Below are 19,860 nucleotides of genomic sequence, written 5' to 3' on the forward strand. Positions count from 1 at the left end.
CCGCCGCCAAAACGCGGTAGACTGGATTCTTCTGTAATTGCTGTGGAGACTCCCATGAACATCGCCAACGACGTCACTGAACTGATCGGCAACACCCCCCTGGTGCGCATCAACCGCATCGCCGCCGGCAGTGTGGCCACCATCCTCGCCAAACTCGAATTCTACAATCCCGCGCACAGCGTCAAGGACCGCATCGGCCTGTCCATGATCGTCGCCGCGGAAAGCGCCGGCAAGATCCATCCCGATACCGTCATCGTCGAGCCCACCAGCGGCAACACGGGCATCGCGCTGGCCATGGTGTGCGCCGCGCGCGGCTACCGCTGCACCCTCGTCATGCCCGACACCATGAGCCGCGAACGGCGCATCCTGCTGCGCGCCTACGGTGCCGAACTGGTGCTCACACCTGGCAGCGAAGGCATGCTGGGCGCCATCCGGAAGGCCGAGGAACTGGTGGCGGCCGACCCGCGCTACCTGATGCTGCAGCAATTTAATAATCCCGCCAATCCCGCCATCCACCGCGCCACGACGGCCGAGGAAATCTGGCGCGACACGGATGGGCAAGTGGACATCGTCGTCGCCGGCGTGGGTACGGGCGGCACGATCACCGGCATCGGCGAAGTGTTGAAGGAGCGCAAGCCCGGCCTGCAAGTGATCGCCGTGGAACCGGAAGCGTCGCCGATGCTGTCGAAAGGCACCAAGGGGCCGCACCCGATCCAGGGCATCGGCGCCGGTTTCGTGCCGCAGATCCTCAACACGGCCATCTACGACGAAATCATTTGCGTCAAGAACGACGACGCCTTCGCCACGGCGCGCCTGGCCGCCAGCGATGAAGGCTTGTTGGTCGGCATCTCGTCGGGCGCCGCCCTGTGGGCCGCCCTGCAAGTGGCGCGCCGTCCGGAAAACGCGGGCAAGAACATCGTCACCATCATCCCGTCGTTCGGCGAGCGCTACTTGAGCACGGCCTTGTACGCAGGGCTGGGCGATTAAGGCTTGAGGGCCGGCAACAGCAGCCGCAGGTCTATCCCTTCCGCCAGCGCCCGGTTGCCGGCGTCGCCCGGGTGCAAATGGTCGCCCGAGTCGTAGGCGGGCAGCAGACGCAGCGGATGGGCGGGGTCGCGCGTCCAGGCGTCGAAGTCGAGCACGGCGTCAAACAGGCCGCTGCCGCGTATCCACGTATTCAATTGCTGGCGCAGCGCATCTTTTTCCTTTTGATAATAGTCGCTCAAGGGCGTGTCGGGCAGGGCGCCTTCGAACGGCGTCAGGGTGGCGCCGATGACGCGCACGCCGCGGCTGCGGGCCTGGGCCACCAGCTGCGCGTAGCCGATGCTTAATTCTTCCAAGGTGGGACGCTGTTTCTGTGGCGCGAACGCCGTGCCGGGCCAGCTGATGTCATTGATCCCCAACAAGACGACCACCGAGCGCACGCCAGGCTGCGCCAGCACGTCGCGCTCGAAGCGCGCCAGGGCGTTCTCTCCCATGCCGTCGGACAATAGCCGTCCACCGGAAATGCCCGCATTGATCACGGCCACGCCCTGCGGCGCCAGGCGCCTGGCCAGGAAGTCGGGCCAGCGCGCATCGATCCCCAGGCTGGCGCTGGCGCCATCGGTGATCGAGTCGCCCAGGATGGCCACGGCTTGCGCCGCCGGCGCCGCTTCCACTTCGATGGCACCGAGTAGAAGGCGCGCCGTGGTGGTCTGCACGCCCGTTTGCGCCTCGTCAATGCGCGCGGCCCGCGTCTGGTCGTGCGGGGCGATCCACGCCGTTTCGCGGCCATCCCAGTGAAACGTGGAGACGGAACTGGCTTGCGGCAGGTGGACGCTCACCGTCAGCCGCGCCAGGTCTGGCACGGACAGCGCGACGGGGTCGCTGACGAGCGGCGCTCCCGGCGCCATGGTAGCCGAGGGCTGGCCGGCAAAGGTCAGCGTGCGCAGGCTGCCCGCTGCGATGGCCGATCCGGACGCGGCCAGCGCCACGCTGGCCGCGCCGATGCGCAGCGGCACCTTGCCATACGCATTCGACAGCACGATGCGCACGCGCGGGCCGCCCATGCTGAGGCGCGCCACCTGACGCACGGTTTGCCCGTGCAGCACGGCGGGCACGTTGGCGGGAAGCACAAAGTCGCTGCCCCACACGGCTTGCGGGCTGGTTGTCCAGCTGGCCAGCCAGTTGGAGGCGGGGGCTGGTGCAAGTTCGGCGTTGGCGGCCTGGGCCGGGCTGGTGCTGAATGCCAGACTCAGCAGGGCGGCGGGGAGGAGGGAAGATCGTTGCATGGCGGCTCGCTTCATCAAGGGGAATGTGCGCATGATGCAAGCAAAGCCATTTATGCACTAGACTATCCTATCGAAGAACATTTATGAGTTGAATTCACAATGGCCAGACTCGAAGTGAACCGCTCCGGCGAGCTGGAAGTGTTTGTGCGCGTCGTCGAGCTGGGCGGTTTTTCCGCCGCCGCGCGCGCCTGCGGCATGACGCCGTCGGCCGTCAGCAAGCTCGTGTCTCGGCTGGAGGAGCGCCTGGGCGCGCGCCTGTTGAACCGCTCCACGCGCCAGCTGCAGCTGACGGCCGAGGGCTGCGGCCTGTATGAACGGGGCACGCAGGTGCTGGCGGCGCTGGACGAGGCCGAGCGCTGCGCGGGCGTGCAGGATGTGCCGCGTGGCAAGATCAGGGTGAATGCGAATGTGCCGTTCGGCCAGCATTTCTTGCTGCCGCTGGCGCCGCTGTTTCTCGAGCGCTATCCCGAGGTGACGCTCGACATCGTGCTGACCGATACCGTGGTCGATATCCTCGAGCAGCGCACGGACGTGGCCGTGCGGGCCGGCCCCCTGAAAAGCTCCAACTTGCTGGCGCGTAAGCTGGGCCAGACGCGCATGGCGATCGTCGCATCGCCCGCCTATCTGGCGCGGCGCGGCACGCCGCGGGCAGCGGCCGATCTGGCGTCGCACAATCTGCTCGACGCCAATTACGCGCGCGCCCGCTCGGGCTGGCCGTTGCGCCTGCCCGAGGGCGACCTCGTCGTGCCGGTCGTTGGCAATGCGCAGGCCAGCGATGGCGAAGCCTTGCGGCAACTGGCGCTGGCGGGGCTGGGACTGGCGCGCCTGGCGGCCTTCCAGGTGCGCACCGATATCGCGGCAGGCCGTTTGCAGGCCGTGCTGGAAGCGTTCAACCCGGGCGACAGCGAGGAAGTACATGCCGTGTTCGTGGGGCAGGGCGGGCATGTGCCGCTGCGCGTGCGCGTCTTTCTCGACTTCCTGGCGCAGCACGTGGACCTGGCTTGATGCGATAGGCTGCAGGCGGACACGGCCGCGCAGTACAATATCGGACGGGCCGCAATGGTTCGGCCCGTATTGTGCCTTTGAATGGAAATATGTTCCTGGTAAAACCTGAACGCCGCCGCCTGCTGCAGGTGGGCGCAACCGTGGCTGTCATCGCGCTGGGCCTGGCCTCGCGCGCCTATCCCCAATTCCTCCCCGCCGCGCTGGGCAAGTATCCGGGCGACGCCCTGTGGGCCATGATGATCGTCTTTGCGCTGGGCATCGTCGCCACGCGTATGCGCACCTGGCAGCTGGCGCTGACTGCGCTGCTGATCTGCTTTGCCGTGGAATTCGGCCAGCTGATCCAGACGCCCTGGCTCGTCGCGCTGCGCGCGCATCCGCTGGGACACCTGGTGCTCGGTTCCACCTTCGGCTGGGGCGATTTGATCGCCTACACGGCGGGCGTGGCGATCGCGGCGCTGGTGGACAAGGCTGTTCTGTTCCGGCGCCGCTAGTCTTTACTTCACCTTACCCTCCGCATCGCGCAGTTCCACGGGCGCCAGTTTGAGCTTGCTCAACTGCGGCGCGATCTTCGCCTTGTCGCCCACGCCGATGACGATCAGCTTTTCCGGTTGCAGGTATTTCTTCGCCACCTGCTGCACCTGCTTGTCCGTCACGCTGGCAAAGCGCTGCGGCAAGGTCGCGTAGTAGTCGAGCCCCAGGCCGTAGACATAGGTGTTGGCCATGCTGGCGCTGATGCTGGCATTCGTCTCGAACTGGCCCGGCAAGGACAGCACCTGCGAATTGCGCGCATTCGACAATTCCCTGGCCGTCAAGGGCTTGGCGATCATGGCGCGGATTTCCTTGAAGGTTTCCGACACGGCCGCACCCGTCACGTCGGTGCGCACGCCGGCCGCGATGGAGAACGGTCCCGGCTGGCTGCGGTACTGGAATTGCGAGCGCACGCCATACGTGTAGCCCTTCTCTTCGCGCAGGTTATTGCTCAGCCGGCTAGTAAACAAGCCGCCCAGCGCCGCGTTCATCACTTGCAGCGGCGCATAGTCGGGCGTTGCGCGGGCCACGGCGATGGTCGACAGGCGCACGGCCGTCTGCGGCGCGCCCGGCTTGTCGACGAGGATCAGTCTGGCTTTCGTCGTGGCCGGCGCCGCCGTCACGGACGGCGCCACCGCGCCCGCCTTCCAGCTGCCGAACTTGGCTTCCGCCAGGGCCTTCAATTGCGCCGCGTCGATGTCGCCGGAGACGATCAGGGCCGCATTGTTGGGCACGTAATGCTGCTGCCAGAACGCTTGCAGGTCGGCGCGGCTGGTCGCCTTCAGGGCCGCTTCCGTGCCCAGCTGGATGGTGCCGTACGGATGTTGCGGGCCGTACAGGGCGGCCGCTTCCACGCGGGCCGCCACGGCCGCCGCGTTTTCGCGCTGCTGCGCCAGTTCGCCGATGCGGCTGGCGCGCTGGCGTTCCACCTCTTCTTGCGGGAATTGCGGGTGCTGCACCACGTCGGCCAGCACGTCGAGCGCTTGCGGGAAGGTGGTTTTCAGCGACGTCAGCTGGGCGAACGAGGCGTCCGCGCCGGAACCCGTGCCGAGGAAAGCGCCCAGTTGCGCCACGTCATCGGCGATCTGCGGCGCGCTGCGCGTACTGGTCCCTTCCTGCAGCAATTGCGCCGTAAAGCCTGACAAGCCCGGCTGCGCCAGCGGATTGGCGCCCGAACCGCTTTTGATGACCAGTTGGCTGGACACGAGCGGCACGGCCGGGTTGTAGTTGTGGATCACGGTCAAGCCATTGCTCAAGGTGAAGGAGGTCGCTTGCGGCAGCACGATTGTCGGCGCGGGACCGGCCTTCGGCACCGCGTTGCGCCATGGCTCGTCCGCATTGATGGCCGTGCCTGGCGCCGGCTTGACTTTGCCCGGCGCCGGCGTCGCCACTTCCGGACCCAGGTCCGGCTTGCCCGGTACGCCATACACGACCACGCGCGCCTGATTTTTCAGGTAGGTGTCGACGGCGCGCTGCACGCCGGCCGCCGTCACCTGACGGTAGCGCTCGATATCCTTGCCCAGGTAGCCGGGGTCGTCCAGGTACTGGTTGTACTGGTTCATTATGTTGGCATTGCCGCCCACTTTTTCCACTTGGCTCAGCATGCTCGTTTCGATGCTGTTGCGGGCCCGCTCGATTTCCTTCTCGCTGGGCCCCTTGGTGCGCAATTGCTCCAGTTCCGCCTGCATGGCTTGCTCGATTTCCTCGGGCTTATGGCCGGGGCGGGCCGTCACGTCGAGGGTGAACACGGAGGTGAGGGCGTTCGAGCTCTGGTTGGCGCCCACGTCCTGCGCGATCTGCTTGTCGTACACCAGGGATTTATACAGGCGGCTGGACTTGCCGCCGGCCAGGATCTGCGCGGCCATCGACAGTTCCGCATCGTCCTTGGCGTAGGCGGACGGCGTCAGCCAGGCCATGAAGACGCGCGGCAGTTCGACCCGGTCCTGCACCACGATGCGGCGCTCCTGCGTGATGGGCGGCGTCACGACGTCGGGCTTGGCCACGGCGGGGCCGCTCTTGAAGCTGCCAAAATACTTGTTGACCAGTTCCTTGGTCTTCGCCTTGTCGATGTCGCCCGCGATCACCAGGCTGGCATTGTTGGGACCATAGTATTTGCTGAAGAATTCCTTGATGTCGGCCAGTTTCGCGTTCTGGATGTCCGCATGCGAACCGATGACGCTGGCGTAATACGGATGGGTCTTCGGAAACAGCTGGTGGTACAGCGCTTCCTGCACGATGCCGTAGGGCGCGTTTTCCACGCTCTGGCGGCGTTCGTTGCGCACCACGTCCTGCTGGTTCGTCAGCGCCGTCTGGTCGAGCACGTCCAGCAGATAGCCCATGCGGTCGGAATGGGCCCACAGGGCCAGTTCCAGCTGGTTCGACGGCACCGTGTCGAAATAATTGGTGCGGTCGAAATCCGTGCTGCCGTTCGAATCCGTGGCGCCCGCGCCTTCCAGCAGCTGGTCGGCCATGCCGCGCGGCACGTGCTTGGTGGCGGCGAACATCATGTGTTCGAACAAATGCGCAAAGCCCGTCAGGCCCGGCGCTTCATTCGCCGGTCCCACGTGGTACCAGATGTTGACGGCCGTGACGGGCAATTTATGGTCTTCCACGAGGATCACGTCGAGACCGTTCGGCAAGGTGTATTTTTCGTAGGCGACATTGGGCACGGCCGTGGCTGCCGTCGCGGCAGCGGCGCCGGCGGCGTGGGCGAGCGTGAGCGGGGCGCCGTACAGCGACAGCATCAGGGCGGGAATGGCCAGCAATTTGATCGGTTTCATGCATGCTTCCAGGCTAGGGTGGGGAAGACGCTGCGGCCCGCTCGTGGCTGGCCCAGCGCGACGGTGCTACAGTTTATACAGCAGGGCCGCGCCGCCCAGCACCAGCAGCGCGCAGGTGAGCGAGACGATGGCCGCCGCACCCAGCAAACGCCATTCGCGCGGCGTAAAAAGGGGGGCGGGCCCGGGCGCTTGCGGCACGGGCTGGGGCATGGCTGCGCCCGGTTCGGGCGGCAAGCCGCCCGTGGCGCGCGCCTGCGCCGCCAGCGCGTGGGTGGCGGCGTCCAGCAGGGCCAGCTGGCGTTCGACGGTGTCCGCCAGCACGGCTTCGTTCAACGCCACCAGGGCGAATATCGGGTCGTCGACGTCGATCTTGATGCCCGTCTTGTCGAACACGTGGCTGCGCAGTGTGTGCCGGTCCATCTACCACTGCACCTTGTCGAGCTGTTCGAAGATGTCGCGGTAGACGACCTTGATGCGCTGCTTTTCCATGATGTTGAACTTGTCGTTCTGCAGCACTTCCTGCATCGTCAGGCGCGCCGTGTTCATTTTCTTGACGTCGGCGCCGAAGGTGTCGGGGTTGCGCTGGCTCAAGGTGATGCTGCCTTTGACGCGCGCGCGGTTGTCGGCATACGACTGCGATTCGACGAATTGCTTGCCGGACGCCGATTGCAGCAGGCCGAAGTGTTCGTTTTGCCACAGCACCAGCGGCACCTTCGTCGCTTGGGCCGTGGCGACAAAACCCGTGGCCGTGTCGTGCAGGGTGTCGCCGCCGCCGACGATGGTGTGGATGTACACCTTGCGGCCCGATTCTTCCAGAAGAGAGAAACAGTCGTTTTCCAGCAGGTAGCCCATCAGCGGCGAAAACGTGTTCGCGCCATTGTCGACCACGCAGTTGCCGTCCGTATCGAGGATGTCGATCATCAGCGCGTCGAAGCGTTTCGGATCGATGTTGCGCGCATCCGTCATCACGGGCACGTGCTTGACGTTCATCGCCTTGTAGCGCGAGAAGGTGGCGTTTTCCTGGTCGGTGTCATAACAGCGCAAAGGCGTGTCGTCCTTGCCGCCTATCCACTGGGCCAGCAGGGTCGAGACGAGGGTCTTGCCGATGCCGCCCTTGCCCTGCAGGATGAAATGTACCGTGTTTTGCATTGCGACTACTCCAAGTTGTTGCGTCAGTGACAATCAAAGATCCGTGACAGCGGCGCTGGCGCCCGGCCAGGCCACGACTGGCATTTTTACCACAATCCTTTGCAAAGATGCCATGCGCGGGAGCGAATCTGGTTATGATGTTAATCAGGATACCATTGATACAGAGCAAGTTTTGTGTGAAAAATGCACCCCAGAGTGTGAATGAGGACGCAGTGCCGATCTCCAGTCTCGATAAAGCCGACATTGACCGTTTGAATCAGCAAGCCCTGTCTTGCCTGGTCGGCAACCGCCGCCAGGCACGCCGGCTGGCGCAGATGGCGCTGGCGGCGGCGCAACGGCAACAGTATGCGCGCGGCGGCGCGTATGCGGAACTCAATCATTGCTGGCTGTCCTATTATGCGGGCGAAACGGAGCCGTCGTGCGAGCGCCTGCGCGACTATTTCAAGCAGACCTGCGACCTGGAAGGCGGCATGGAAGTGGCCGCCCTGCGGGGCGCGTATGCGAGCCGGCGCGGCGACTTCGCCGATGCCGAGCAGCACTTCCTGCAGGCGCGCAGCCAGGCCGCGCAGATCCCCGACTCGCTGCACAAGTTCATGCTGTACGCGCGCCTGGGCGTCGATGCCCTGAACCGTGGCGATACGCAGGACGGTCCGCGCAATTTCCTGCTGGCGCTCGACATCGCCGAGCGTTTCGGCAGCCCCGCGCACCGGGTCAACAGCCTGTCGAACCTGGCGTCGTCGCAGCATGACCTGGGCAACGATGAAGACGCCATTCCCCTGCTGGTCGAGGCGCTCGAGATCATCGGCACGCAAAAGCTCAAATACCAGCAAACCATCGTTTCGGCCAATCTGGCCATGTGTTTATTAGCCACCGGCAAGCCAGCCGAGGCGCTGGCGCTGGTCGAGCCGTTTTACGAGTGGCCGGAAGAAGACCTGGCCGTGCGCGCCTTCCTGTTCTGTATTGCCGCCCACGCCGCCATCCTGCTGCGCCAGCCCGGGAGCGCCTTGCAATTGCTGCTGCGGGCGGAAGACTATGCGCGCCGCGGCCAGGACCTGGAAGAGCAGATGCATGCGTGGCTGGTGCGCGGCAAGCTGGACCTGCACGCGGGCCAGACGGCGCAGGCGCTGGCCTCGCTGACGCAGGCGCACAGCCTGCTGAGCTGGACGCGCAATCCGTTTCACCAGCAGCAGATCCTGCGCGGCTTGTCCGACATCAATGCCCAGCTGGGCGAATGGCAGGCCGCGTACGGTTTCCTGCAGCAATACCAGGCCGCGTACGAGGCCAGCAGCAAGTCGGCGCGCGCCTCGCGCAGTCTGATGCGCAACCTGGAAAAGGAAATGCACAGCCTGAAAGCCGAGCGCGACAAGGCGCTGGAGCTGCAGGCGGCGCGCGAATCGGAAAATGTCAAGCTCGAGCACCTGAACCGCGAACTGGCGCACCAGATCCTGCACGTCAATTCGCTGCAGGACAGCCTGAAGGAGCAGGCCATGCGCGACCACCTGACGGGCCTGTACAACCGCCGCCATTTTGAAACCTGCCTCAATGCCATCCTGCACGCGGCCGATGCGGATGCGCCCGTGGCCATCGCCATCATCGACCTGGATTTCTTCAAGCGCGTCAACGACACGTACGGGCATAACTTTGGCGATGAGGTGCTGATCCAGTTCGCGCGCCTGGTGGAGAGCCAGCTGCGCGGCAGCGACATGGTGTGCCGCTATGGCGGCGAGGAATTCTGCCTGCTGTTGCGCGAGGCCGACAGCGTCATCGCCGCGCACAAGATCGACGATATCGCCGCGCGCTACCGCCAGCTGCTGATCCAGCAGGCGCCGCACAGCCTGTCCGGCTGCACCTTTTCCGCCGGTATCGCCGAATATCCGCGCCACGGCGCCGGCCGCCACGAATTGCTGATGCGCGCCGACAGCGCCCTGTACGCGGCCAAGCAGGCGGGACGCGACCGCGCCTGCGTCGCCGACGCTACTGGATAAAACGCAGCAGTTCGCGCAGGGCGTGCGCCACGGCCTGCTCGCGCACGGCCTGGCGGTCGCCGGCGAACACCCGCCGCTGCGTCTGCACGCGCCCGTCCATGGCCCAGCCGAAGCAGACGGTGCCGACGGGCTTGCCCGGCACGCCGCCCGTGGGGCCGGCGATGCCCGTGGTCGAGACGGCCACCTGGGCTTCGCTGTGGGCCAGCGTTCCTTGCGCCATGGCGGCGGCCACTTCCTCGCTGACGGCGCCGTGGGCGGCGATCAGTTCGGCGGGCACGCCCAGCATGCCGGTCTTGGCCCCGTTGGAATAGGTGACGAAGCCCCGTTCGAACCAGGCGCTCGAGCCTGAGATATCGGTGACGGCCTGTGCCACGCCGCCGCCCGTGCACGATTCGGCCGTGGCCAGCAGCAGGCCCTTCGCCTGCAGGGCCAGGCCGACGGCGGTGGAGAGGGGGACGAGTGCGTTGCTCATGGTTGACTCCTGCATGCGGTGAAAATGGTGGCAAGACTGTAGCATGGCCCACGGTAAAAGAAACTTTCCCCGGTCACAGCGAAAATGCGTACACTCTTTTATACATTTGCTACCACTTCGGGCCGGCAGGCGCTCTGTCGCTGCGCCGCCCTGGTGCACATCGCTCGAACAGGCAAGCGGCATGGTGCCGCGCCTTCGTATGCATTATCTTTACTCGGTTGTCATGGCAATTCTGAACTGGACCTGGTGGCGTCATCCTGGCCCCCTGCGCCGCCCCGTGCGCGGCGGCCATCGCTCCCTTCGCTGGGGCTGGCTATTGCTGCTCCTGGGCGCGCTGTGCGCCGAGGCGCAGGCGCAGGTGCCGGGCGACCTCGAGCGCCAGGTCAAGGCCGCGTATCTGTACAAGTTTGCCGGCTATGTCGAGTGGCCGGACGGCAGCTTTGCCCGGGCCGACTCTCCGCTGGTGATCGGCGTGGCGGGCGCCGACGCGCTGGCCGAGCAGCTCGAACTGAGCGTGGCCGGGCATAGCGTCAACGGCCGCGCCGTGCAGGTGAAAAAAGTGCGCCGCGGCGAAGCGCTGGCCGGGCTGCACGTGCTGTACCTGGGCGCGCTGGATAAAACGGCGCTGCAGGAGATGCTGGCCGCCAGCCGTGGCCTGGCGTTGCTGACGGTGTCCGATTCGGATGAGGTCTACGCGATGGGCAGCATGATCAATTTTGTGATGGCCGAGGACAAGGTGCGCTTCGACGTGGCCCTGAAACCCGTGGCGCAGGCGCATATCCGCATCAGCGCGCGCATGCTGCTGGCCGCCTATCGCGTGCAGACGGGAGGCGCCTAGATGATACGACTGCGCTCCATCCGCCACAAACTGATGTCGGTGGTCTTGCTGACCACCCTGGTGGCGCTCGTCATTTCGCTGGCCACCATCGTCGCCTACGACTTGCGCGCCTACCACCGCAACCTGGTGGCCGACATCAGTACCCAGGCCGAACTGCTGGGGCATATGAGCTCGGCCGCGCTGGCCTTCGACGACGAACGCCTGGCGCTGGAAAACCTCAGCCTGATGCGCATCCGCCCGCGCGTGACGGCCGGCGCCCTGTACAAGGCCGACGGCAGCCTGTTCGCCAGCTACCGCGCGAACGAGCACGTGGGCGAGCTGCCGGCGAAGGTGGGCAAGGAAGGCGAAACCATCCAGGGCAGTTCTGTGGAGCTGTTCAAGCCCATCGTCGACAATGGCGAACTGCTGGGCACCGTGTATCTGCGCGCCGACTACGAGCTGGCCGGCCGCACGGCCGATTACCTGGCCATCGCGCTGGGCGTGACGGTGCTGGCGCTGCTGGTGGCCTTGCTGCTGCTGCGCCGCCTCGATTTCGTCATCACGCAGCCCATCCTCGATATCGCCGACGTGGCGCGCGAAGTGATCGAGACGGGCGACTACTCGCGCCGCGCGCGCAAGCTCAGCGTCGACGAAGTGGCGCAGCTGGTCGATTCCTTCAACAAGATGCTGGCCGAGATCGAGCTGCGCACGCAGGCGCTGGAACGCTCGAACGGCGAGCTGGCGCGCGAGGGCGAGCAGCGCACCCAGGCGCAGCAGGAAGTCATGCGCCTGAATCAGGAACTGGAAGTGCGCGTGCACGAGCGCACGATGCAGCTGGAAATGACGAATGGCGAACTGGCCATGGCGATGGAAGAGGCGCGCAGCGCCAACTACGCCAAGTCGGCCTTCCTGTCGTCGATGAGCCATGAATTGCGCACGCCGCTGAACGCCATCCTGGGCTTCGCGCAAATCCTCAGTTCCGACCGCCTGCCGTCGACCCTCGAGCAAAAGAAGGAGTTCGCCGGGCATATCCTGAAATCGGGACGCCATCTGCTGACCTTGATCAATGAAATCCTCGACCTGGCGAAGGTGGAATCGGGGACGGTCAGCCTGTCGCTCGAACCGGTGGGCCTGGACGCCATCTTGCAGGAATGCCGCGACATGATCGCGCCGCTGGCCAGCCAGCGCGGCATCGGCATGACCTTCCCCGACGCCTGCCCCCTGAACGTGCTGGCCGACCGCACGCGCCTCAAGCAGATTCTGTTGAACCTGCTGTCGAATGCGCTCAAGTACAACCGCGAGCAGGGGCGGGTGACCATCGATTGCGCGCCGCAGGCGGGCGGACGGGTGCGCATCAGCGTGCGCGACACGGGCATAGGCCTCGACGGCGAACAGGTGGCGCTGCTGTTCCAGCCCTTCAACCGGCTGGGGCAGGAGGGCGGCACGGAAGAAGGCAGCGGCATCGGCCTGGTGGTCACCAAGCGCCTGGTGGAGCTGATGGATGGCAGCATCGGTGTGACCAGCGCGTCCGGCGAGGGCAGCACGTTCTGGATCGAGCTGCGCGTGGTCGACGCCTTGCCCGCACCCGACCTGCTGGCCTTGCCGCGGCCCGACCTGGCCGGGGCGCTGCTCGAGCACAGCGCCCCCGTGACCCTGCTGTACGTGGAAGACAATCCCGCCAACCTGACCCTGGTCGAGGAAATCGTCCGCTACTGCCCGCAATTGCAGCTGCTGACGGCCACGGATGGCCGCCTGGGCGTGGAAATGGCGCGCACCCACCTGCCGCAGCTGATCCTGATGGACATCAACCTGCCGCACGTGAATGGCACGGACGCGCTGAAGCTGCTGCGCGCCGACCCGCGCACGGCGCACATTCCCGTCATCGCCCTGACGGCCAACGCCATGCCGGGCGACGTCGAGCGCAGCATGGCGCTGGGCTTTTACCGCTATCTGACCAAGCCGATCAACCTCGATGAATTTACCGAGGCGATCAACAGCACCCTGGCCTATGTGGCGCAGCAGCGCCGGCAGAAGGGAACAGGCGCGCCATGATCAGCCAGGCCGATATCTATGCGGCGAAAATTCTCATCGTCGACGACCAGGACGTCAATTTGCGCCTGCTCGAGCATTTGCTGCAAAGCGGCGGCTACACGGCCATCAGCAGCACCCTCGACGCGCGCGCCGTGGCCGGCCTGCACCAGCGCCACCAGTTCGACCTGATCATCCTCGACCTGGTCATGCCCGGCATGAGCGGCTACGAGGTGATGGATGCCTTGCGTCCGCTGGAGCGGGAAGGCTATCTGCCCGTGCTGGTGATCGCCGCCGACCCGGACGCCAAGCTGGCCGCGCTGGAAGCGGGCGCGCGCGACTTCATCAGCAAGCCGTTCGACGCGCTCGAGGTGCTCACGCGCATCCGCAACATGCTCGAAGTGCGGCTGCTGCACCGCGCCGCGCGCCACTACAACACCTTGCTCGAACGCACGGTGGGCCAGCGCACGGCCGAGCTGCAGCGCTTTCGCGGCGCCATGGACGCCACCACCGACGCCATCTTCCTCGTCGACGTGCTGGGCATGACCCTGGTCGACGTCAACGACGGCGCGTGCCGCCTGCTCGGCTATGCCCGCGCCGAACTGCTGGCGCTGTCGCCCGGCACCCTGCTGCCATCGCCGCCGGCCCCGCCCCTGGCCGCGCTGCCGGGCGGCCCGGCCCACCTGGCCACGGAAGTGACGGAATGCGAACTGGTGCGGCGCGACCTGAGCCTGGTGCCCGTGGAACTGGGCTGGCACTGGTATGCGCAGGCGCCCGTGGCGGGCGGGGGCGCGGGCGGCCTGCTGCTGATCGCCGTGGCGCGCGACATCAGCGAACGGCGCCAGGCGCAGGAGCGCCTGAAGCACCTGGCCCATTACGACGGCTTGACGGGCCTGCCGAACCGCAGCCTGTTTTACCAGACGCTGGCCCAGGCCGTCGAACTGGCGCAGGAAAAAAGCTGGCGCATCGTGGTGCTGTTCATCGCGCTGGACCGCTTCAAAAGCATCAACGACACCCTGGGCGCGGCGCTGGGCGACGAACTGCTGCGCCAGTTCAGCAACCGCCTGGTCGAATGCGTGCGCCTGCGCGACACGGTGGGGCGCCTGGGCAACGACGAATTCGCGCTCATATTGACCATGAGCCGCAACCAGCAGGAAGCCGTGGCCGTGGCCAACCAGGTGCGCGAAGTCCTGCGCGCGCCGTTCGACCTGCGCGGCCACGCGGCCACCCTGACGGCCAGCATCGGCATCGCCATGTATCCGGACGACGCCACCGACCCGGAAACGCTGATCAAATACGCGAATACGGCCATGGGCGGCGCCAAGCAGGCGGGCCGCGACGGCTACCGCTTTTTCACGGCCGGCATGAACGTGCAGGTGCTGGCGCGCCTGGACCTGGAACTGGCGCTGCGCCATGCGCTCGAACACGAGCAGTTCATTTTGTATTACCAGCCGAAGGTGGACTTGCGCACGGGCCGCATCAGCGGCGTGGAAGCGTTGCTGCGCTGGCGCCGCCCCGGCTACGGCCTGGTGGCGCCGGCCGAATTCGTGCCCGTGCTGGAAGACACGGGCCTGATCGTGCGCGTGGGCGCCTGGGTGATCCAGGCCGCCTGCCGCCAGATCGCCGAATGGCGCGACAGCGAAGCGGGGCCCGTGCACGTGGCCGTGAACGTGTCGAGCCGCCAGTTTGCCGAAGGCGACCTGGAAGGCGAAGTGACGCGCGCGCTGGCGCAGCACAAGGTGGCGCCCGAGCTGCTGGAACTGGAACTGACGGAAACGGCGCTGATGTCGAACGCCGAGCGCACCATCGTCGTGCTGGGCAAGCTGAAAAAAATCGGCGTGAAGGTGGCCATCGACGATTTCGGCACCGGTTACTCGAGCCTGGCGTATCTGCAGCGCTTCCCCATCGACAAGCTGAAAATCGACATCGCCTTCGTGCGCAACATCACCAGCAACCCGAACGACGCGGCCATCGCGCTGGCCATCGTCAGCATGGCGCACAGCCTGAAACTGAGCGTGGTGGCCGAGGGCGTGGAATCGCGCCCGCAGCTGGAATACCTGCGGCGCAACCGCTGCGACGAGATCCAGGGTTTCTATTTCAGCCGCGCCCTGCCGGCGCTGGAACTGGGACAGATGATCGCTGCGGGCGCCGGCCTGCCGCCCGGCCACGACCCGGCCGCCCAGCCGGCGCAAACCCTGCTCATCGTCGACGACGACGTCAACGTGCTGTCGTCGCTGCACCGCCTGTTCCGCCCCGAGGGCTACCAGATTCTCACGGCCAGCACGCCGGCCGAAGGGTTTGAGATGCTGGCCCTGCACCGGGTCCACGTGATCGTCTGCGACCAGCGCATGCCCAGCATGAGCGGCACCGAGTTCCTCAGCAAGGTCAAGGAGCTGTATCCGGAAACCATACGCATCATCCTGTCCGGCTACACGGGCCTGGAAGCCGTGCTCGACTCGATCAACCGGGGCGCCATCTACCGTTTCTATACGAAGCCGTGGGATGACACCCAGCTGCGCGACAACATCCGCCTGGCCTTCCAGCATTACTGGATGGTGAACCAGCCGGGATTGGCGCGGGCGGCGGTGCGCTAGCCGATTGAATCGCTGAAGTGGTCGAACGAGCTCAGTTGTAAATCCAGCGGCTGTCCCTGCGCATCGACCAGCCGCAAGCCTGCTTGCGCCTCGATGCGGCCCACGCGCGTGGCGGGCGTGCCGCAGCTGATCGCCAGTGCGGCGATGGCGTCGCGCGAGGCAGCGGGCGCCGTGAAGCACAGCTCATAGTCGTCGCCGCCGGCTGCCGTGTAGCGGCGGCGCAGGGGCGTCGCTTGCCGCGCCAGCACGGGGCCGGCCGGCAGGGCGTCGACGTCCAAGGTGGCGCCCACGCCCGACGCTTTCAAGATGTGACCGAGGTCGCCGACAAGGCCGTCCGAGATGTCGATGGCCGCATGCGCGAGGCCCGCTTCGGCCAAGGCGCAGCCGAGCGCCACGCGCGGCGTCGGCGTGTGTAGACGCGCGCCTGCAGTGGCCAGGTCGGCTGGCGATAATTCCTGTTCCATGCGGTAGCCGGCCAGCGCCAGGCGCGCGTCGCCGACAGTCCCGCTGACCCAGATGTCGTCGCCCGCCACGGCCGCGCCGCGGCGCAGGGCCTGGCCCGGCGCCAGTTCGCCGAACACGGTGATGCAGATATTCAGCGGACCCTTGGTGGTGTCGCCGCCGATCAGTTCACAATCAAAGGCGTCGGCCAGCGCGAACAGGCCATCGGCAAAGCCGGCCAGCCAGGCGCGCTCCGCCTGCGGCAGGGCCAGGGCCAACGTGAATGCCACGGGGCGCGCGCCCATGGCGGCCAGGTCGGACAGGTTCACGGCCAGGCTTTTGTGACCCAGCATGCGGGCGTCGGCGCCGGCAAAGAAGTGCCGGTCCTCGACCAGCATGTCCGACGAGATGGCGATCTGCTTGCCGGTGCCGGGCGTCATCAGCGCGCAATCGTCGCCGATGCCCAGGGTGGCGCGGCCGGGGCGCTGGCGCACGAAATAGTGTTTGATCAGGTCGAATTCGGAAAGCGCGTCGTGTGGGGCCATGGCGTGGTCTGTTCGTTGAGTGATGGTGTGGCCCGGCTATTATAGGCTGGCCTACAATACAGGCCTTTGCCACTGCCGATCATGCCCCTATGCCTCTCCACGATATCCACGCCGTGATGCAAGCCTATCTTGACGATGGCTGGCTGCGCGAGCCGCAGGCCGTCGGCCTTGCCAGTTTCACGGCGCCGGAACTGTTGGCGCGCGGTTTTTATGAACTATGCGATGGCGGCCAGCTGTGCCTGTATGAGGATGAACGCTGGTTCCGCCGCGCCAGCCGGGCCGTGCAAGCATCGTTCAAGGTGTATCTGCAAGGCGGCCGCTTGCACGCGAATGGACTGGAACTCGGTTATCAGCTGCGCCTGGCCAGCGTGCTGCGCGCGGCGCGGCGGCCCTTGCCGCCGTATCGCCTGCTGCTGGAGGCGGGGGCGCACAGCGGCGCGCTGCTGTTCGACAGCGGCCTGGTGCTGCAGTTCGCGGCCAACCTGCACGGTGCGCCCCGCCATTATTTCCTGACCCTTGTCGAGGGGCAGTTGCCCGACCCCGGCGCAGGCGAGCTCGACCTGCGCGCCGCCAGCGAGGGCCACGTCCAGGCCCTGTATGGCCACTGTGCGCCGGAAGAATTGCAGCGCCAGGCACGGCGCGGCCATGCGGCCCTGCGCGAGCTGGCGCGCGTGCTCGCTTAAACCTTCTTCGCCTGTGCCATGCCCTGCAGCAGCTTGGCCAGCAACTGGTCGAGCTGGCGCTGCTCGTCCGCGCTCAGTGCCGACAGCATGGCGCGCTCGTTGTCCACGTGCAGCAGCACCAGCTTTTCGATCAAGGCGAGCCCTTGGGGCGTGAGGGCCACCAGCACGCCGCGCCGGTCCGTCGGGTGCTTCCGGCGTTCGATCAGGCCGGCCGCTTCCAGCCGGTCGATGCGGTTGGTCATGCCGCCCGAGGACAGCATGGCCGCCTCGTACAGGGCCGTCGGCGTCAGGCTGTAGGGCGCGCCCGAGCGGCGCAACGTCGCCAGCACGTCGAATTCGCCCGGCTGCAAGCCGTGTTCGGCAAACAGGGGATTGAGCCAGTCGCGCGCCATCAGCTGCGCCACCGTGCCCAACTGGCCCACCAGCTGCATGGCGCGCGTATCCATCTGCGGCAGTTCGCGCTGCCATTGTGCGGCGGCAAATTGCGCGCGCGTGTGTTCTTGCGGGGTATCCGTCATGGTGTATGTATTTATCTCGACATCAAGATAGATTTCTATCTTTATGCTAAGATACTTTTCATCAAGTGATTATGTCACGCATTAAACCATGTGCCTCCCTGCGAGGCAAGGACTACTCTGCCATGCCTGTTGAACGCCCCGTCTCTTCTCCGCTGCCCTCGTCCGCCCTGCTGGTGGCCGCCATCATCCTGCTGGGCCTGAACCTGCGCCCCATCCTGGCCGCGATCGGCCCCTTGCTCGACAGCATCCAGGCCAGCACGGGCCTCGGCAATGCCGACGCGGGCTTGCTGACCACCGTGCCCGTGTTCGCCATGGGCCTGTGCGCGCTGGCGGGCGCGCAGCTGCAGCGCCGCCTGGGCGTGGTGCGCGGCATCGGCATCGGCATCGCCATCATCGCCGCCGCCTGCGCCTTGCGCTGGCCCCTGCACGGCAGCGGCGGGCTGATCGTCACGGCGGCCTTGGGCGGCCTGGGCATCGCGCTGGTGCAGGCCTTGCTGCCGGCATTCATCAAGCGCCATTTCCCCGAGCGGGCGGGCCAGCTGATGGGCTTTTATACGACGGGCATCATGGGCGGCGCGGCCATTGCGGCCGCGTCCGCCTCGCCGCTGGCGCAGTCGCTGGGCTGGCAGGCGCTGCTGGCCCTGTGGGCGCTGCCCGCCGTGGCCGCCGCGCTGCTGTGGCGCCGCGCCGCCGCCGCGCGCGTGGACGGGGCCAGCGGCGCGGATGCCAGCCTGCCCGTGGGCAATGGCCGCGCCTGGCTGCTGATGGTGTTTTTCGGCATCGGCACGGGCGCCTATACGCTGGTGCTGGCCTGGCTGCCGCCGTTTTACACGGAGCTGGGCTGGAGCGCGGCCGACAGCGGCTTGCTGCTCGGTGGCCTGACCCTGGTGGAAGTGCTGGCGGGACTGATCATTTCCAGCATCATCCACCGCTTTGCCGACCGCCGCATCCTGCTGCTGTCCGTCCTGCTGGCCGTGCTGGCCGGCCTGGCGTGCCTGATCGTGGCGCCCGCGCAACTGGCCATTCCCGCCGTGATATTGCTCGGCTGCGGCATCGGCGCCCTGTTTCCCCTGTCGCTGATCGTCAGCATGGACCATGTGACGAACCCTTCTGGCGCCGGCGCCTTGCTCGGTTTCGTGCAGGGCGGCGGCTACATCATCGCCAGCAGCATGCCCTTCATCGCCGGGCTGATCCGCCAGCATTCGTCCAGCCTGGCCCAGGCGTGGATGGTGATGGCGGGCGGCGTGGTGTTGTTGCTGCTGATTGCCACGCGCTTCGCGCCGGGGGCGCGGCTGGGCCAGCCGTGCGCCGGACGCGTATCCTGAACTGCTATATTGTTGCGCCGACCCGTCAACTCAGGAGCCCGCCACGCATGGATATCGTCGACCACTATTTAGCCGGCTTGCGCCAGGCCATGCCGCCGGAGCCGCTGGCGGAACTGGCGCTGGCCAGCGGTGCCAGCGCGGCGCAACTGGACAGCTTGCGCCAGGCCTATCCGCTGTGCCCGGACAGTCTGCTGCGCCTGCTGGGCCGGTATAACGGCACGTATTACCAGGAGTATGCCGGCGGCATGGTGCTGGTGTACATGCTGGGTTCGGACGTGTTCGAATATCCGTATTACCTGAGTTCCGTTGCACAGATCCTGGAAGACCGGCAAGCGAACCAGCGCAGCATCGCCGATATCTATGGGCACTACCTGGAAGACGACCCCGGCATCGTCGACACCCGCATCGACGCGGGCATCCAACAGGGCCAGCGCCTGTGTTTTTCGCATTGCATGAACAATGGCGGCTCGTCGCGGCTGTATGTCGATTTCACGCCCGCGGCGTCGGGCAAGGTGGGGCAGGTCGTGCGCTTCCTGCACGATCCCGACAATTACCTGGTCATCGCCGACAGTTTCGACGCGTATCTGCAGATGCTGATCGATGACGATTACGGCTTCCTGATCGAGGACAATTTTGAATAGTCCGGCGACGCCGCCGTCCCTGCTGCCGGCCAACCGCCGCATCGTGCTGTCCGGCGCTGATGCGCCGCCTCCTGTCCAC

At 66.3% G+C, this 19,860-nt stretch carries 17 protein-coding genes; 10 read left to right on the top strand and 7 right to left on the bottom strand.

Annotated features, from left to right (window positions below; genetic code table 11):
• Positions 1-54: 54 nt before the first annotated feature.
• Positions 55-987: a cysteine synthase A gene (gene cysK, locus AC0V2Y_RS18660; protein ID WP_475417031.1), complete on the top strand. Its 933-nt coding sequence runs from the start codon at positions 55-57 to the stop codon at positions 985-987.
• Here cysK and AC0V2Y_RS18665 read toward each other — a convergent pair.
• Positions 984-2,270 carry an SGNH/GDSL hydrolase family protein gene (locus tag AC0V2Y_RS18665; protein WP_475417030.1) on the bottom strand — a complete coding sequence of 429 codons (1,287 nt, stop codon included), beginning with the start codon at positions 2,268-2,270 and terminating at the stop codon, positions 984-986. The two genes, cysK and AC0V2Y_RS18665, sit on opposite strands and share 4 nt — an antisense overlap.
• A gap of 99 nt (positions 2,271-2,369) precedes the next feature.
• On the opposite strand from AC0V2Y_RS18665, the gene AC0V2Y_RS18670 reads away from it, so the two are divergent.
• On the top strand, positions 2,370-3,275 hold the full coding sequence (locus AC0V2Y_RS18670; RefSeq protein WP_475417029.1) for a LysR family transcriptional regulator: 906 nt from the start codon (positions 2,370-2,372) through the stop codon (positions 3,273-3,275).
• Positions 3,276-3,364: 89 nt separating this feature from the next.
• A complete protein-coding gene (locus tag AC0V2Y_RS18675; protein ID WP_475417028.1) occupies positions 3,365-3,766 on the top strand; it encodes a ribosomal maturation YjgA family protein in 402 nt (133 codons plus the stop codon).
• Between the two features lie 3 nt (positions 3,767-3,769).
• On the opposite strand, the gene AC0V2Y_RS18680 is transcribed toward AC0V2Y_RS18675, so the two are convergent.
• The 3 genes from AC0V2Y_RS18680 to AC0V2Y_RS18690 form a co-directional block, all read right to left on the bottom strand.
• Positions 3,770-6,583 carry a M16 family metallopeptidase gene (locus tag AC0V2Y_RS18680; protein ID WP_475417027.1) on the bottom strand — a complete coding sequence of 938 codons (2,814 nt, stop codon included), beginning with the start codon at positions 6,581-6,583 and terminating at the stop codon, positions 3,770-3,772.
• 66 nt (positions 6,584-6,649) lie between these two features.
• On the bottom strand, positions 6,650-7,003 hold the full coding sequence (locus tag AC0V2Y_RS18685; protein ID WP_475417026.1) for a hypothetical protein: 354 nt from the start codon (positions 7,001-7,003) through the stop codon (positions 6,650-6,652).
• Positions 7,004-7,732 carry a P-loop NTPase family protein gene (locus AC0V2Y_RS18690; RefSeq protein ID WP_101482913.1) on the bottom strand — a complete coding sequence of 243 codons (729 nt, stop codon included), beginning with the start codon at positions 7,730-7,732 and terminating at the stop codon, positions 7,004-7,006.
• A gap of 212 nt (positions 7,733-7,944) precedes the next feature.
• Between AC0V2Y_RS18690 and AC0V2Y_RS18695 the strand changes: the two genes are divergently transcribed.
• Positions 7,945-9,717, top strand: a complete 1,773-nt coding sequence (locus AC0V2Y_RS18695; RefSeq protein ID WP_475417025.1) for a diguanylate cyclase — start codon at positions 7,945-7,947, stop codon at positions 9,715-9,717.
• Here the strand turns inward: AC0V2Y_RS18695 and AC0V2Y_RS18700 are convergent.
• On the bottom strand, positions 9,707-10,189 hold the full coding sequence (locus AC0V2Y_RS18700; protein ID WP_475417024.1) for a CinA family protein: 483 nt from the start codon (positions 10,187-10,189) through the stop codon (positions 9,707-9,709). The genes AC0V2Y_RS18695 and AC0V2Y_RS18700 overlap by 11 nt on opposite strands.
• 223 nt (positions 10,190-10,412) lie before the next feature.
• Between AC0V2Y_RS18700 and AC0V2Y_RS18705 the strand changes: the two genes are divergently transcribed.
• The 3 genes from AC0V2Y_RS18705 to AC0V2Y_RS18715 are packed head-to-tail and all read left to right on the top strand — an operon-like array spanning position 10,413 to position 15,628.
• Positions 10,413-11,027, top strand: a complete 615-nt coding sequence (locus AC0V2Y_RS18705) for a TOL_0243 family YfiR-like periplasmic protein (protein ID WP_475417023.1) — start codon at positions 10,413-10,415, stop codon at positions 11,025-11,027.
• Positions 11,028-13,058 carry a sensor histidine kinase, YfiR-like protein-associated gene (locus AC0V2Y_RS18710; protein ID WP_475417022.1) on the top strand — a complete coding sequence of 677 codons (2,031 nt, stop codon included), beginning with the start codon at positions 11,028-11,030 and terminating at the stop codon, positions 13,056-13,058. It begins immediately after the preceding gene.
• Entirely contained in the window at positions 13,055-15,628 is a 2,574-nt protein-coding gene (locus AC0V2Y_RS18715; protein ID WP_475417021.1) for an EAL domain-containing protein, read from the top strand. Before AC0V2Y_RS18710 ends, AC0V2Y_RS18715 begins: the two co-directional genes overlap by 4 nt.
• Here AC0V2Y_RS18715 and thiL read toward each other — a convergent pair.
• Complete coding sequence (gene thiL / locus AC0V2Y_RS18720; protein WP_475417020.1) at positions 15,625-16,614, bottom strand: thiamine-phosphate kinase; 990 nt, start codon at positions 16,612-16,614, stop codon at positions 15,625-15,627. The two genes, AC0V2Y_RS18715 and thiL, sit on opposite strands and share 4 nt — an antisense overlap.
• Positions 16,615-16,703: 89 nt before the next feature.
• Between thiL and AC0V2Y_RS18725 the strand changes: the two genes are divergently transcribed.
• Complete coding sequence (locus AC0V2Y_RS18725) at positions 16,704-17,297, top strand: hypothetical protein (protein ID WP_475417019.1); 594 nt, start codon at positions 16,704-16,706, stop codon at positions 17,295-17,297.
• On the opposite strand, the gene AC0V2Y_RS18730 is transcribed toward AC0V2Y_RS18725, so the two are convergent.
• Positions 17,294-17,815, bottom strand: coding sequence for a MarR family winged helix-turn-helix transcriptional regulator (locus AC0V2Y_RS18730; RefSeq protein WP_475417018.1), 522 nt, complete (start codon positions 17,813-17,815; stop codon positions 17,294-17,296). The genes AC0V2Y_RS18725 and AC0V2Y_RS18730 overlap by 4 nt on opposite strands.
• A gap of 122 nt (positions 17,816-17,937) precedes the next feature.
• Between AC0V2Y_RS18730 and AC0V2Y_RS18735 the strand changes: the two genes are divergently transcribed.
• On the top strand, positions 17,938-19,140 hold the full coding sequence (locus AC0V2Y_RS18735) for an MFS transporter (RefSeq protein WP_475417017.1): 1,203 nt from the start codon (positions 17,938-17,940) through the stop codon (positions 19,138-19,140).
• Between the two features lie 47 nt (positions 19,141-19,187).
• Entirely contained in the window at positions 19,188-19,781 is a 594-nt protein-coding gene (locus AC0V2Y_RS18740) for an SMI1/KNR4 family protein (RefSeq protein ID WP_475417016.1), read from the top strand.
• Positions 19,782-19,860: the final 79 nt, after the last annotated feature.

This window comes from Janthinobacterium sp. BHSEK (assembly GCF_056174685.1).

What these genes read in the sequence shown, in the direction of transcription:
- cysK (WP_475417031.1), top strand. Translation starts at nt 55, where the DNA reads ATGAACATCGCCAACGACGTCACTGAACTGATCGGCAACACCCCCCTG.
- AC0V2Y_RS18710 (WP_475417022.1), top strand. Translation starts at nt 11,028, where the DNA reads ATGATACGACTGCGCTCCATCCGCCACAAACTGATGTCGGTGGTCTTG.
- AC0V2Y_RS18705 (WP_475417023.1), top strand. Translation starts at nt 10,413, where the DNA reads ATGGCAATTCTGAACTGGACCTGGTGGCGTCATCCTGGCCCCCTGCGC.
- thiL (WP_475417020.1), bottom strand. Translation starts at nt 16,614, where the DNA reads ATGGCCCCACACGACGCGCTTTCCGAATTCGACCTGATCAAACACTAT.
- AC0V2Y_RS18680 (WP_475417027.1), bottom strand. Translation starts at nt 6,583, where the DNA reads ATGAAACCGATCAAATTGCTGGCCATTCCCGCCCTGATGCTGTCGCTG.
- AC0V2Y_RS18670 (WP_475417029.1), top strand. Translation starts at nt 2,370, where the DNA reads ATGGCCAGACTCGAAGTGAACCGCTCCGGCGAGCTGGAAGTGTTTGTG.
- AC0V2Y_RS18715 (WP_475417021.1), top strand. Translation starts at nt 13,055, where the DNA reads ATGATCAGCCAGGCCGATATCTATGCGGCGAAAATTCTCATCGTCGAC.
- AC0V2Y_RS18665 (WP_475417030.1), bottom strand. Translation starts at nt 2,270, where the DNA reads ATGCAACGATCTTCCCTCCTCCCCGCCGCCCTGCTGAGTCTGGCATTC.
- AC0V2Y_RS18730 (WP_475417018.1), bottom strand. Translation starts at nt 17,815, where the DNA reads ATGACGGATACCCCGCAAGAACACACGCGCGCGCAATTTGCCGCCGCA.
- AC0V2Y_RS18740 (WP_475417016.1), top strand. Translation starts at nt 19,188, where the DNA reads ATGGATATCGTCGACCACTATTTAGCCGGCTTGCGCCAGGCCATGCCG.
- AC0V2Y_RS18675 (WP_475417028.1), top strand. Translation starts at nt 3,365, where the DNA reads ATGTTCCTGGTAAAACCTGAACGCCGCCGCCTGCTGCAGGTGGGCGCA.
- AC0V2Y_RS18725 (WP_475417019.1), top strand. Translation starts at nt 16,704, where the DNA reads ATGCCTCTCCACGATATCCACGCCGTGATGCAAGCCTATCTTGACGAT.
- AC0V2Y_RS18735 (WP_475417017.1), top strand. Translation starts at nt 17,938, where the DNA reads ATGCCTGTTGAACGCCCCGTCTCTTCTCCGCTGCCCTCGTCCGCCCTG.
- AC0V2Y_RS18685 (WP_475417026.1), bottom strand. Translation starts at nt 7,003, where the DNA reads ATGGACCGGCACACACTGCGCAGCCACGTGTTCGACAAGACGGGCATC.
- AC0V2Y_RS18700 (WP_475417024.1), bottom strand. Translation starts at nt 10,189, where the DNA reads ATGAGCAACGCACTCGTCCCCCTCTCCACCGCCGTCGGCCTGGCCCTG.
- AC0V2Y_RS18690 (WP_101482913.1), bottom strand. Translation starts at nt 7,732, where the DNA reads ATGCAAAACACGGTACATTTCATCCTGCAGGGCAAGGGCGGCATCGGC.